Below are 13,448 nucleotides of genomic sequence, written 5' to 3'. Positions count from 1 at the left end.
GAGTGCCTGTCATCCAGACAGCGCACTCGCTTCTTTTTTACATTTTTGCATACATATGAGGCATTTCCCGGTTGAAAGGACAGAGTGAGTGGAGCACCTACATGGTACGTACAACTTAGAACTTGTTATTTTATCCTATATTATTGCATCGTTAGCTTCGTACGCAGCCCTTGACCTTGCAGGCCGTGTAAGTCAGGCTAGCGGGATGGCGCGGAATGTATGGCTTACCTGCGGTGCAGTCTCGATGGGGCTGGGGATCTGGTCCATGCATTTCGTAGGTATGCTGGCTTTTGTTCTGCCTACGCAAGTCTCCTATTCCACCGGTAAGGTTGTTTTATCTGTTCTACTTGCTATTGTCGCATCGGGGGTAGCCTTGAACATTGCGGGAAGACAATCGGGCGGGATTAGCAAGCTCATGATTGCTGGAGTGCTTATGACAGTCGGAATCAGCTCAATGCATTATGTGGGAATGGCAGCGATGTCGACTCCGGTTACGTATGAACCTGGCAGAGTGATGTTATCCATTCTGATTGCAGCACTTGCTTCATTTGCGGCACTATGGCTCATGTTTTTCTTCCGATATCATCAATCTAGACATACCTGGGTTTACAAGATGGGCAGCGGTCTTATTATGGGTGTTGGAATCTCTGGCATGCACTATACTGGGATGTCAGCCGCACAGTTCCATCATTCACATGCCTCGATGGCAAGTTCAGGGATGCAGATTGAACCCGGTATTCTCGCCTACCTGATCGCATCGGGCACATTTATTGCACTAGGCTTGACGTTATTCGGCATATTTATCAACCAGCGTATGTCCCAGAAGGATCGACGGATCCATGAGAACGAGCAATGGTACCAGGCCTTGTATCATAATCATTCGGATGCGATCATTTCAGTAGACAAGGAAGGCATTGTCAAAGGCATTAATGCTACGGTAACAACAATCACCGGTTATCCTGAAACAAGGGTCATGAATCGTTCCATTGATGAGATTGTTCAGCAGATCGATATAGAATGGATCAGTGAATTCGATTCGATTGATTGGGATGATCATGGGATGGAGCAGATGCATTACATGGCCAAGATGAGAGACGTGCGGGGTGAACTTCTGGACCTTAGTATTGTTGTAGTCCCTGTTGTCATTGATGGTAATCATGTGGGAAGCCACATCCTGATCAAAGACATTACGGAGGAGAAGCAAGCTCAGGAGAATATTCGTCACCAGGCTCTGCATGATCCGCTGACGGGGCTGCCCAATCGGCGCAAGCTGGATGAAGTGCTGGCTTCTACAATTCAAGATTCAGAAGAAAAAGGACATTCGTTTGCTGTTATGGTGATGGATATAGACCGATTCAAGATGATAAATGACTCTTTGGGACACTCCGTTGGAGATGTATTTCTAAGAGAAGTCAGCAACCGGATTATGAAAGCCATAGAGGCTTCTGATCCCTTGGCTATGGAGAATGTCATGCTGGCCCGCATGGGCGGTGACGAGTTCACACTCGTTGTTACCCATGATCAAGCGACAGAAGTAAGAGTGGCAGAACTTGCAAAACAGATTGTTGAAGCCATTCAGTTACCCTACCGCTTGAAGGAAAATGACTTTTACGTGACCGCCAGCATTGGAATTGCGATGTATCCCGATCATGGAGTGGGCGTCGATGCTTTGCTGAAACATGCGGACTCCGCCATGTATGAAGTGAAGAAGAACGGCAAAAATGGCTTCCAATTTTACACGGCCCAACTGGATTCGGAACTTTATGAACGCATTGAGCTGGAGGGATACCTGCGTAAAGCGTTGGAACGCGATGAGATGGTTCTGTACTATCAACCGCAGATTCGTACCGAGGATAGTCGTATGATTGGTGTCGAGGCTCTTATACGTTGGAACCATCCACTCAAAGGGCTGCTTGCACCCAATGTGTTCATCCCGCTTGCAGAAGAGACAGGTATGATCTATGAGATTGGGAAATGGACGCTGCGCGAAGCGTGCAGGCAGATGAAGCTCTGGCATGCCAGCGGTGGGCCGCTCATTCCGGTATCGGTAAACTTGTCCAGCCAGCAGTTCCATCAATCCAACTTGGTAGAACAGGTCAAGAATGCACTCTTGGAGACAGGACTGGAGGCACGTTATCTGGAGCTGGAGATTACAGAGAGCATGATGATGGATGCAACGGTATCTACAGCAATTCTGAATGAACTTAATGCACTGGGTGTCAAAATCAGCTTGGATGATTTCGGTACGGGATACAGTTCCCTGAGTTATCTGAAGAATTTCCCGATTCACAAGCTTAAGATTGATCGTTCATTCGTGACGGACATTACAGAGAGTCACAGCGATCAGGCGATTGTGGCGACCATTATATCGATGGCACAGAATCTCAAGATGGAAGTGATTGCCGAAGGCATTGAGACGAAAGGTCAACTCGATATTCTGATGCAGAATGACTGCCGGGAGATTCAGGGATATTATTTCAGTCGTCCACTGCCGGCAAGTGAAGTGGAACATGACTTTTTTGTGCCGCTGCGATTGCAGGGGACTGGTTCACCAGCGTTACCTTCCTAATTTTTTGTATGCCAAGCGGCAAGTTCCCGTGTATGTCGGGAACTTGCCGCTTTTTTGTTTTTTTATGACAGCCAGTAAATACTGTTCAATTTATATAGTGTTGTGGAAATCCAGTAAATTAAATCGGAGTATGTCAGATGAACTCCCTCCAATTCTGATAGGTGTTATCTGGTCCCATCCAGACAATAGACAAATAGATTGAAACGACAAAGCGTTGGATATGATGGAAATACAAAGGAGTGACGTTATATGACTATATTGTTCAGTATTATGCTTGTGTTCACCTGTTACCTTGTGTACAAGTATTACAAACAAAAACAAACGATAGAGGAATATCATAAAAATGCACTTGAAGCATTCTCATCCCATGAAGATATGAAGGAGACTCTTAGAATCGGATTGTATAACCGCTTTAAACGGGACCTGGAAGAGGAGAAAGAAGAAAATCCATTGTTGTTTGAACATTTTGTCGCAGAGATTATGTCATCTGTCCGAGGCGCCAACACATACGTGACGAAGAGCTCAGGAGACTTCGGCATCGATATTGAAGAACAAACCGAAGAGACTATACCTTGGTCAAGTGAAATGCTATCACGACAAGAATTTGGTCGGTTTTGGACCAATTGCAATCATTCACTCCCAAATGGTTAAGCAAGGTGCTGTAGGCGGTTATGTGGTAACAACGAGCGAATTTACGAGCAATGCCCGTAACTATGCAGAAGGGCTGGATATCGACCTGATTAATGGTACTCAGTTAGTGGAGCTGTGGATGGAGCATCTAGAGACCAAGAGTGAACGTGTTATGGTGCTGAATCCTGTTCCACAAGTGTAATCGAGAAAAAGTAATGGTCTCATGGCTGAGATGCAACATGGTTGTATGCTATAATTCAGGTGAAAGTTCTACTAAACAGTTTAGCATTATCATTGAAGGAGGTTGTGAGGGATGAATTTTAGTCTTAAAGCTCCTGATGGAACCGTCATTGAATCCTATGAGAAGGATCATAAGGAATTTATTCGTATTGCCGGTCTTGAATACGAAGTTTATAACCCGGTGGATGAGCTGGACTCCGATCCGGAGATAAAGCAAATGATTGAAGCTTCCGAGAAAGACATTAAACAAGGCAAGCTGTATTCAACAGATGACTTGATTGAGATGGTGAAGCGTGGTGAGCTATAATTGATGGTTCAATGAACCTCCACGGCAATGAACCGACTTCGCCAGATCAAAAGCGAACATTTTACAGATCAAGAAACGATGGAATACAAAATTAATCTGATTCGCCGTGTATTACATCATTTAAGCATGGTGCAATGAAACGCAATTTTAAATATTAATTATGGAATGCCAAGCGGCAAGTTCCCGTGTATATCAGGAACTTGCCGCTTTTTTGTATCTTATCTTTAATATTCTCATCATGATAAGAGCATTAATTATTTAAGTTTTAACCTCACATAAACTTGCGGTGATGCTTCTTGCCATCATACGTAAACCAGATCGGTTTATCCTCGACACGTGTCTCCACATGTACCGTGCGCCCCCAAAGGCGATACAGATAAGGCAGGGTGCGTTCCATATATTTCAGATCCAGCTCGATGCCCTCATATTGATGTTTCAGCACGAGTTCCCCTGTCCGCAGATAGTCAGCATCTTGCACGACTAAGTAAGGGGAGCCCCCGTTGACACGTGAAAATACGAGCTGATCCCGTATGTTCTCCCAGGACTTGTCGGTGATTTTCCAATCCGGCCCTTTTTTCTCAAATACGTAGAGGTCGAGATCTTCGGTCAATTGCTTGGTCATGTAATTGCGGATAAAGGAGGTGTCGGAATCGAATTCACGTACCTCGAACATTTTGGCACGACCTTGCCCTGGTTTGCGGCCCCAACGTTCCTGTTCTTCACGGGTGGGGTTATCCCAACGCCGTTCAATATCCTCGAAAATCTTCAGTCCCAGATAATACGGATTCAGACTTTGTTTGGATGGCTGCACGACGGAGGAGTTGAGCTTCGCGAATTCAATCGTATCCTCACTGTTCAGATCGAGTTCACGGATAATGCGTTGATGCCAGTAAGATGCCCAGCCTTCATTCATGATTTTGGTTTCCATCTGTGGCCAGAAATATAACATCTCTTCACGCATCATACTCATGATATCCCGCTGCCAGTCGGTCAATACTTCCGAGAATTCCTGTATAAACCACATGACATCCTTCTCCGGTTCAGGCGGAAAGTGATGAACCTGAATACCTTCGGCGGGTGTTTCTTCGGTCTGCACATCATCAAGTGACCACAGATCATCATAGCGACCTTCCGGCCGTGGTGCTTTCTCACCGCGCTGCTCCCGCATTTTCATCTCCATATAGCGTTGTTTGTCCAAATGGCGGGGTTTAATCAGCTGTGGGTCTACATGCTCCTGAATGGCAATGACAGCATCGATAAATGCTTCAACAGCTTCCGTTCCATACTCCATCTCATAATTGCTGATCCGATCGGCCGTAGCGGCCATGCTTTCGACCATATTACGGTTGGACTTGGAGAAGCGGGCATTGTTTTTGAAAAAATCGCAGTGGGCCAGGACGTGGGCTACGATCAATTTGTTCTGAATCAGGGAGTTGCCATCCAGCAGGAAGGCATAACAAGGGTTGGAATTGATGACAAGCTCATAAATTTTGCTGAGTCCAAAATCGTATTGCATTTTCATCTTATGAAAAGTTTTGCCGAAGCTCCAGTGACTGAATCGGGTCGGCATGCCATAAGCTCCAAAGGTATAAATAATATCCGATGGGCAGATTTCGTACCGCATGGGGTAATAATCCAGGCCGAATCCATTGGCAATCTCCATAATCTCGGCAATGGCGTATTCGAGGTCGCGAATCTCATCTGTCATCTAACGCTGCCTCCTTCCCTTTTCTGGAAAAAGCTGCGCAAAGCTTTGTACACTTCGCCTTTTTCTTTGATCACATAATACATGAACTGATCCATCTTGATATGGCGGTAAGCCGACATCAGTGTGCTGCTGCGGTTGTACTGATTCACTTCGCCGTACCCAAACATGTTGCTGCGTTTCATTAACTCCCCGATCAGCTTCACACACCGTTCGTTATCCGAGGTTAGATTATCCCCGTCAGAGAAGTGGAAAGGGTAGATGTTGTAGCTTGAAGGTGGATAACGACTGTCAATAATATCCAACGCCTTCATATATACAGAGGAGCAGATGGTGCCTCCGCTCTCGCCACGGGTAAAGAACTCTTCTTCAGTAACTTCCTTGGCTTCCGTATGATGGGCGAGGAAAACAATCTCGACTTTCTCATACTGACGGCGTAGAAAACGGGTCATCCAGAAGAAAAAGCTGCGCGCGCAGTATTTCTCAAACGAACCCATGGACCCGGATGTATCCATCATGGCAATAATAACGGCATTGGATTGCGGAATAATTTTGTCTTCCCATGTCTTGTAGCGGAGGTCATCTGGACTGATATGATGGATGCCCGGGGTACCGGTCGTTGCATTGCGACGCAGATTCTCCAGAATGGTACGTTTCTTGTCAATATTGGACTGCATGCCTTTTTTGCGAATATCGTTGAATACTACCGTATGTGTCTCAATCAAGTCTTTATCTTTCTGCTTCAGATCGGGTAATTCCAGCTCAGCGAAGAGCATATCTTCCAATTCCTCAATACTGACTTCGGCTTCCACAATATCATGGCCCGGCTGATCACCAGCCTTTTCGCCTTTGCCGGGTTTCTGCGAAGCAGAGGGATCACGACCGATGACGTCTCCGACCTGGCTGTCACCATCTCCTTGACCGACATGTTTTTGCTTCTGGTAGTTATACACAAAACGGTACTCATCCAGACTGCGGATTGGTACCTTGATGATTTGTTTTCCATCAGACATGATGATGTTTTCTTCCGTAATCAGATCAGGCAGATTCTGCTTGATGACATCTTTCACCTTTTGCTGATGGCGCTGTTGGTCCTGGTACCCTTTGCGGTGAAGCGACCAATCTTCCTTCGACACGACGAACGAGTAAGGCTGGTGTGAATTTGACATGTAGGCACCCCCCATTGATTACGCGGCACAGTTTGGCCTGTCGGTAATTAAGTATATTCACGGGCGAGGACGATATGTGATGAGAGTGGATATAAAATGATACAATTACACAAGTTCACCTCAGAGGTAAGGTGTGTCGTAAGAACAGAACGGCTCCATTTTTTACATAAACAGTGAACAAGTGTGATATCCTTCCTTTACAATAGGAGAAAGACATCGATCTGGCATCTGATAGAAGTTGTTTAAAAAGTCCACTTTTGATTCTCTAAACACAGACTATAGAGATGCATGAAAAGGAAGGATGTATGTGAATAAAAAGGCGATCAAGGCTTGGATTATGTATGATTGGGCCAATTCGGCATATGCGACAACTGTGCTGGCAGCAGTACTGCCTGTATTCTATGCTTCAGTTGCTGCGGCTACGCTGGATACAGATACGGCCGCATCCTACCTGGCCTATACCCATTCCATTGGCATGTTGTGCGTAGCTCTGCTAACACCGCTGCTTGGCACGCTGGCTGATTTGTCAGGACGGAAGGGCGACTTCCTGCGTATATTTGCAATCATTGGTGTCCTTGCCACATTGGGATTCAGCGCAGTCGGAGAAGGGGACTGGTTACTTGCTTCTGCCTTACTGATCATATCTACGATTGGTTTTGCAGGTGGTAATACCTTTTACGATGCCATGCTACCGGATCTGGTACCTGTGGAACGAAGAGACATGATATCTTCCAAAGGTTACGCCTATGGTTACATTGGAGGAGGTTTGCTATTTGCAGTGAACATGCTGATGATTCAGCAACCGGGATGGTTTGGGATGAGCAGTACATTGGCAGGCACAAGGCTAGCTTTTATCTCCGTATCGCTGTGGTGGCTTTTGTTCTCGATACCGATCTTTCGCCATGCTCCAAGACGGCCAGCATCACCGGATCTGCCTGGGTCGTGGAAAGGGTATGCTGCGGTGGGAGTTCGCAGACTACGGCAAACTTTTCGTCAGATGAGGCGTTTTCCCCAGTTAATCCGCATGCTGGTGGCTTTCTGGTTTTTTAATGACGGCATTAATACCATTATTCTGATGGCTACAATCTATGGAACAAGTATAGGCATAGGTACAGCCGACTTGATGCTTGCGCTACTGTTAACGCAGTTTATCGGTTTCCCTTGCACCTTGTTACTGGGAGCCTGGGCACAGCGCTGGGGAGCGAAGCGGGTATTGATCTTCAGTTTATCTGTATACATATGTATCGTAATTCTCGGTTATTTCATGACACAAGCGATTCACTTCTATATGCTCGCTGGATTGGTTGGTGTCGTGCAGGGTGTAAGTCAATCCACAGCTCGTTCCATGTTCAGCAATCTGATGCCAGCTGGCAGAACAGGTGAGTATTTTGGATTTGTGAATATTACCGGTAAATTCTCATCGATCTTCGGTCCATTTGTGTTTGGTTACGTTGGGCAAATCACAGGTTCCACACGTTGGGGAATTCTGTCCCTCATTTTCTTTTTCGTCGCCGGAATTGCAGTATTGTTAACTGTAAACGTACAGAAGGGAATGCAGGATGCTACTTTTGCAGATGAGGAAGAAGGGCGTAAGGGGAGTGTCGGAACTCTGCTGGGCAAAGTTCAAATGTAGGGTCTACTGGTTAGTTGTTGATAGGTGTCATATCCAACTTCTCGTTGGAATACTCATGGCTTCAGGCGTTGTTCTTCGCAGAACATGTCTGAAGCTTATTCGCATTTGTGCATCTTAATCAAGATGAATCAGGAGGAAGTGCTGAAACGACAGACAGCAGAATACCATGAAAGAGTAAGAATTTATGAAAAGGTGAAAATAAAAGATTGACATGATACATTTTGTATCATAGAGTAAAACTATGAATACATACTGTATCTGAGAGTTGTCGAATACAACCATGTGTTTTGTTTCATTCCCGTGTAAGATTCCGCCGGAATATTGCAAAATACTGACCAATAGCGTGCATATTACTCGTTTTGCCAAACACAAAGGTAGAGTCTGGTCTATCCCGGCTACATATTTATACTAATGAACAGAGGAGAGGCTGCCATTGATCGATGCTCAAGGTAACGGACTTGTTTTCTTACTATGTGTTCCCCGCAGTGGTAGTTCCTTATCCACCGTCATGCTGCAAAATCACAGTCGTATATTTGCCACCCAGGAAATGTGGTTTCTGATGAATCTTGTCGATTTGCCCAAGGGCGATTCACGCGCTTATGGTGGTAGCTCCATCGTTCGTCAGTTCTACAATGCCATGGTACCCGAGAATGTCTTCGAAAAGGCATGCCGAAGTTTTGCTCTCGAGATCTACAATGGATTCCTGGAGGGTAGTGGAGCAGACTTCATCGTGGATAAATCTCCACGGTACTATTACATGCTTGAATGGCTGGATCGTCTGTTCCCTCAGTCCAAGCGCATTCATCTCCAACGTAATCCTCTGGCCATAGTTGCATCATTCAAAAAGGTAAACCGCCATACAGGAGAAGGGTTCGACCTGATTCATAGTCTGCAGAGCCCCAAATTAAATATGAAATCTGCGGATCTCACACTTGGGATGCTCCGCTTGAATGATTATTTTGCCGAACCACACTCCAATGCGTATGAGTTGCAATATGAACAATTGGTTTCTAATCCTCAGGAAGAACTAGAGAAACTATGCGTATTTCTGGGAATTCGATATGAACAGGGTATGGAGCAGTATGGACAGTTTCTGGACAGTGCGAAGTCTGACATGTTTTACAGTATGGGCGTGGGTGATCCATTTCTCTCTTCGCATCAAGAGGCACATCAGGATTCTGTTAACAACTGGAAAAGCATATTGGAGCCGGGTGAAGTTGAATTGTATTGCCGTGTGATGGGGGCAGATCTGTTCCACCGGATGGGATACAGTGAACAGCTCGCAGAAGCCGAACAATGGACGGGAGTCCATTATGATGCAAGTCCTGATCAAGAGGTTATCGACCGAATCACGCATCAGTTGACAGCAGCGACCGGTTGTCACTGGCAACCGCAATACCGAATGCAGCCAGCAGATTCTGTCGTTCATGCTCCGCTTGGGACTCCTGATGACCAAGTTGTCGAAGAACCTGAAAAGACAGACCCTACACTGGCTGCACTGGTCACGATCAGACAACTGCAAGCTGCATTACGGGCGGCAGATCATCGTCTGGAACGGGGATACAGTGAGCGGGAACGTCTGAAAGTTCAGTTGGCTTCTGCTCAAAGCAAAATACAGCGTATCAAATCATGGGTACCATTTGGTCATCAGATCAGCGCCTGGGCTTCACAGCGCAAGATTCTACGGGGAGGAAAGTCATGAGCGCCATAGCGGGAATTGTTCATAACGATGGTCAACAGGCGCTATGGGAAGACAGCTGGCGCTTGTATGCAAGCCTGGGGCATGTACCTGCGGACACAACAGGAGTGTGGAAAGGCAACGAGGCTTTTCTTAGCTGTCATGCCCAATGGATTACACCGGAATCAGTGAGCGAGAAATTGCCTTTATATGATGAGGAAAGTGGCCTGACGATCACGGCAGATGCCATTCTGGATAACCGGGAACAACTGGCAGATCAATTACAGATATCCAGAGCTGAACTGGCTATGTTGGCTGATAGTGAACTGATCTTGCGAGCCTATCAGCGCTGGGGTGACGATGTAGCTGTCCGACTGCTGGGGGATTTTGTATTCGCCATATGGGATGAGCGGAATCGCAAACTGTATGCAGCCAGAGACATTACAGGCATGAGAGCTTTCTATTACCGACATGATGGTTCACGATTTGCTTTCTGCACACTCATGAATCCGTTGCTCGGGCTTGAAGGGGTACATAAAGAACTTGATGAGACCTGGCTATCTGAGTTTCTTGCCATTCCCGACATGCATGATTCAGCAGATATCAATTCGACCGTATATCGGGGGATAAGCCAACTGCCTTCTGCACATACACTTGTCTTCCGTGACGGCAGGCTGGAGCTGAAGCAATATCATCGTTGGGATGAAGTGGAACCTCTACGGCTCAAATCCGACGGCGAATATGTAGAAGCGTTCCGGGAGGTATTCGCTCAGGCAGTCGGATCACGATTGCGAACGCACAGGCAGGTGGCTGCCGCATTGAGTGGAGGACTGGACTCGGGGGCCGTGGTAGGTTTTGCTTCCGGGACACTGAGAAGTCAGGGCAAACGCCTGCATGCCTATAGTTATGTTCCCGTACCGGATTTCACTGATTATACGTCAAAAACGTTGCTGGCCGATGAGAGGCCCTTCATACGTTCCACGATTAATCACGTCGGCAATATTACGGAGAACTACCTTGATTTTGAAGGCAGAAGCCCACTTAGTGAAATAGATACGTGGCTCGACATTATGGAAATGCCCTATAAATACTTTGAAAATTCATTCTGGATTCGTGGATTCTATGAAAAAGCAAGCCAGCAAGATGCAGGCATTCTGCTCACAGGCGCACGTGGTAATTTCACCATCTCCTGGGGGCCGGCTCTGGATTATTACGCCAGTCTGCTGAAAAGTGGCCGCTGGTACCGCTGGTTCCGTGAGATGCAGCAGTACAGTGAACGGACCGGCATGCCCTTCTCCCGTATAGCCAAGATTACGGGGCGAAAGGCATATCCGGAATGGTTCAAGGCTCATTCCAAAGGAGCAAGCAAGGCCGCATCTGTACAGTTGATCCATCCTGATTTTGCGCAAAGAACGGGTGTGCTGGAACGCCTTAAATCCATTATTGTTCTGCAAGGCGGTGCACAGGCGGATGCACTCAAGGTTCGTGCCGAGAAATTCAATAACCTGGCGATTGCAAATAAAAATGGTGCTGTAGCCACAAAATGTTCTCTCCGTTATCGGGCTTGGGAACGTGACCCGACCAGTGACATCAGAGTTATTCGATTCTGTCTATCTGTACCGATTGAACAATATGTGAAGCACGGAACGGATCGTTCATTGATTCGCCGGGCGACTTCACCCGAGTTGCCCGACAAGGTCAGACTGAATCAGCGTGTACGGGGGGTACAACCGGCGGATTGGCTTCATCGCATCATTCCAAATTGGGAGGCGTTTACGGCCGAGTTGCGTGCGTTGTGTTCTGACAGCAAGGTCGCTGGCATATTAAACACGGAGCGCATCCAATCTGCCCTGGCCAATTTTCCGAGTCCGAGACCGGAGCTCGCTTCACATCCGGATCTGCGATTGATGATGCATAGTCTGATCGTGTACCGCTTTATTCGCAAATTTTGACCATGTTCACATGAAGGGAGGTGAAAACAATGCAAAACGAAAAGAAAGAATGGCAAGCTCCAGCTCTTGAAGTGTTGGAAGTTAATCAAACGATGGCCGGTACTGGCTACAGACAAATTGACTGGGTAACTGATCACGATGCGGATCTGTACGATCCAACTTCCTAAGTTGTTAAGTTATTAAGTTTAAGTTTTAACCAGCGTCATCATACTTAAAGGGCGGAAATGGAACCAATCCAGATTTCGCCTCCGCCCTTATATTGAGCAACATGAATATAAGGGCTTTTTTTACATTTAATCACGAAGGAGGCGTCGTTCATTGTTGCTTGTGCATTATGTAGCGTATGGTCTGCGCTGGTCGAGCCAAATTCGAATGCCTGAACTTCAGATTGCACCCAAGCATGCGGAGACGGATTGGGATGTCGCGGATGTACACATCGAGTCTTCAGATTTGACCCCATTGTGGGAGGACTGGGATGTAGGCAACGACAACTTTGTGGCACGAGAGGGCAGCCTTTTTTTCAAAATCGAAGATACAGGTCTGTTTCTAATAGAGCAAGGAAAGCGCATTGTCGTGTCCCCTATATCGGGTGCAGATGAGAAAAAGGTCAGATTATTCATTCTGGGCACCTGTATGGCAGTCATAATGATGCAGCGTGGCATTCTTCCATTGCATGGCAGTGCAGTGGTTATTGATGGTTGGGCTTACGCATTTGTCGGACATTCTGGAGCAGGCAAATCGACACTATCGGCTGCACTGGCATCACGCGGATATCCGCTTCTCACCGATGATGTCGTTGCACTCACCTGGGGTGCCGGGGGAAGAGCCATCGTATCGCCTGGTTATCCACAACAAAAATTGTGGCAGCCCAGTCTGGATGGTTTCGGCATGAAGGAACAGGATTATGCAACGGTTCACGCAGAGATTACGAAGTATGCGATACCTGTTCAGCACTATTTTCATGAGATGGCCGTACCACTAGGCGGAATCTTCGAACTTGCTCCACAACCGGAGGCAAACTATTCGTCCGTACAACTGGTTGAAGTGAAGGGGCTGGAACGATTGCATCTCTTATGCTCGCATACGTTCCGTGGTGGACTGGTTGCAAGACAGGGATTGGCACAGTGGCTGTTCGAGACGGCTTCAAGACTTTCAGCAAGTGTGGAGATTGGCAGATTGGTCAGAACGGGTGCTGAGTTTACAGCATTTGAGATGGTGGATCGGATTACAGATCATATACGTAAAGGAGTGCACACAGGATAATGACAGCGACTACGCCGATGAATGTGGAAGACCGGGTAACCCGGAAGGAAGGCAATCTGGTGAGTGACATGGGCAGTGAGAAAGTCATGATGAGCATTAGCTCTGGAAAATACTATAATCTCGGGAGTACCGGAGGACGAATCTGGGATCTGATCGCAGAAGAACGCACGCTGGGTGAAGTTGTAGACGTACTCGCCGCGGAGTATGAGATTGAGCCGGATGTATGTCGTGAGCAGGTAGTGCAGTTCCTGGAACATTTGTCCCGTGAAGGTCTGATCGACGTTACACGCGGAGTGTAGCAT

Annotated in this window: 12 protein-coding genes; 10 read left to right on the top strand and 2 right to left on the bottom strand. The window is 46.9% G+C overall.

Annotation, left to right across the window (positions count from 1 at the left end; genetic code table 11):
• The first annotated feature begins 88 nt into the window (after positions 1–88).
• The 4 genes from MKY73_RS20545 to MKY73_RS20530 all read left to right on the top strand — a co-directional run bounded on the left by MKY73_RS20545 (position 89) and on the right by MKY73_RS20530 (position 3,746).
• Positions 89–2,569 (top strand): EAL domain-containing protein, encoded by a 2,481-nt coding sequence (locus MKY73_RS20545; RefSeq protein WP_339303228.1) that lies wholly within the window; start codon positions 89–91, stop codon positions 2,567–2,569.
• 249 nt (positions 2,570–2,818) lie between these two features.
• A complete protein-coding gene (locus tag MKY73_RS20540) occupies positions 2,819–3,220 on the top strand; it encodes a hypothetical protein (RefSeq protein WP_339308806.1) in 402 nt (133 codons plus the stop codon).
• The gene (locus tag MKY73_RS20535) at positions 3,150–3,401 is read left to right on the top strand and encodes a restriction endonuclease (protein WP_339308675.1); all 252 of its coding nucleotides are present in this window, start codon (positions 3,150–3,152) and stop codon (positions 3,399–3,401) included. The genes MKY73_RS20540 and MKY73_RS20535 overlap by 71 nt, the downstream gene beginning before the upstream one ends.
• A gap of 111 nt (positions 3,402–3,512) precedes the next feature.
• Positions 3,513–3,746: a hypothetical protein gene (locus MKY73_RS20530; RefSeq protein WP_339303227.1), complete on the top strand. Its 234-nt coding sequence runs from the start codon at positions 3,513–3,515 to the stop codon at positions 3,744–3,746.
• Between the two features lie 271 nt (positions 3,747–4,017).
• On the opposite strand, the gene MKY73_RS20525 is transcribed toward MKY73_RS20530, so the two are convergent.
• Both MKY73_RS20525 and yhbH read right to left on the bottom strand, forming a co-directional pair.
• Positions 4,018–5,454, bottom strand: coding sequence for a SpoVR family protein (locus MKY73_RS20525; protein WP_339303226.1), 1,437 nt, complete (start codon positions 5,452–5,454; stop codon positions 4,018–4,020).
• A complete protein-coding gene (gene yhbH / locus MKY73_RS20520) occupies positions 5,451–6,620 on the bottom strand; it encodes a sporulation protein YhbH (RefSeq protein ID WP_036609998.1) in 1,170 nt (389 codons plus the stop codon). Before yhbH ends, MKY73_RS20525 begins: the two co-directional genes overlap by 4 nt.
• Positions 6,621–6,927: 307 nt before the next feature.
• On the opposite strand from yhbH, the gene MKY73_RS20515 reads away from it, so the two are divergent.
• The 6 genes from MKY73_RS20515 to MKY73_RS20490 all read left to right on the top strand — a co-directional run bounded on the left by MKY73_RS20515 (position 6,928) and on the right by MKY73_RS20490 (position 13,445).
• Entirely contained in the window at positions 6,928–8,253 is a 1,326-nt protein-coding gene (locus MKY73_RS20515; protein WP_339303225.1) for an MFS transporter, read from the top strand.
• 433 nt (positions 8,254–8,686) lie between these two features.
• Entirely contained in the window at positions 8,687–9,955 is a 1,269-nt protein-coding gene (locus tag MKY73_RS20510; protein WP_339303224.1) for a sulfotransferase, read from the top strand.
• The gene (locus MKY73_RS20505) at positions 9,952–11,883 is read left to right on the top strand and encodes an asparagine synthase-related protein (protein WP_339303223.1); all 1,932 of its coding nucleotides are present in this window, start codon (positions 9,952–9,954) and stop codon (positions 11,881–11,883) included. Before MKY73_RS20510 ends, MKY73_RS20505 begins: the two co-directional genes overlap by 4 nt.
• 29 nt (positions 11,884–11,912) lie before the next feature.
• Positions 11,913–12,050 (top strand): paeninodin family lasso peptide, encoded by a 138-nt coding sequence (locus tag MKY73_RS20500; protein ID WP_339240916.1) that lies wholly within the window; start codon positions 11,913–11,915, stop codon positions 12,048–12,050.
• 151 nt (positions 12,051–12,201) lie between these two features.
• A complete protein-coding gene (locus MKY73_RS20495; RefSeq protein ID WP_339240918.1) occupies positions 12,202–13,146 on the top strand; it encodes an aldolase in 945 nt (314 codons plus the stop codon).
• Positions 13,146–13,445: a lasso peptide biosynthesis PqqD family chaperone gene (locus MKY73_RS20490; RefSeq protein ID WP_339260080.1), complete on the top strand. Its 300-nt coding sequence runs from the start codon at positions 13,146–13,148 to the stop codon at positions 13,443–13,445. The genes MKY73_RS20495 and MKY73_RS20490 overlap by 1 nt, the downstream gene beginning before the upstream one ends.
• Positions 13,446–13,448: the final 3 nt, after the last annotated feature.

This window comes from Paenibacillus sp. FSL R5-0519 (assembly GCF_037974275.1).
Taxonomy (GTDB): domain Bacteria; phylum Bacillota; class Bacilli; order Paenibacillales; family Paenibacillaceae; genus Paenibacillus.
The sequence above is the reverse complement of the archived record's forward strand: the minus strand, read 5'-3'. Positions and strand labels throughout refer to the sequence as shown.

Coding starts and splice junctions, on each gene's coding strand:
- MKY73_RS20530 (WP_339303227.1), top strand. CDS start 3,513: ATGAATTTTAGTCTTAAAGCTCCTGATGGAACCGTCATTGAATCCTAT.
- MKY73_RS20505 (WP_339303223.1), top strand. CDS start 9,952: ATGAGCGCCATAGCGGGAATTGTTCATAACGATGGTCAACAGGCGCTA.
- MKY73_RS20500 (WP_339240916.1), top strand. CDS start 11,913: ATGCAAAACGAAAAGAAAGAATGGCAAGCTCCAGCTCTTGAAGTGTTG.
- MKY73_RS20540 (WP_339308806.1), top strand. CDS start 2,819: ATGACTATATTGTTCAGTATTATGCTTGTGTTCACCTGTTACCTTGTG.
- yhbH (WP_036609998.1), bottom strand. CDS start 6,620: ATGTCAAATTCACACCAGCCTTACTCGTTCGTCGTGTCGAAGGAAGAT.
- MKY73_RS20490 (WP_339260080.1), top strand. CDS start 13,146: ATGACAGCGACTACGCCGATGAATGTGGAAGACCGGGTAACCCGGAAG.
- MKY73_RS20525 (WP_339303226.1), bottom strand. CDS start 5,454: ATGACAGATGAGATTCGCGACCTCGAATACGCCATTGCCGAGATTATG.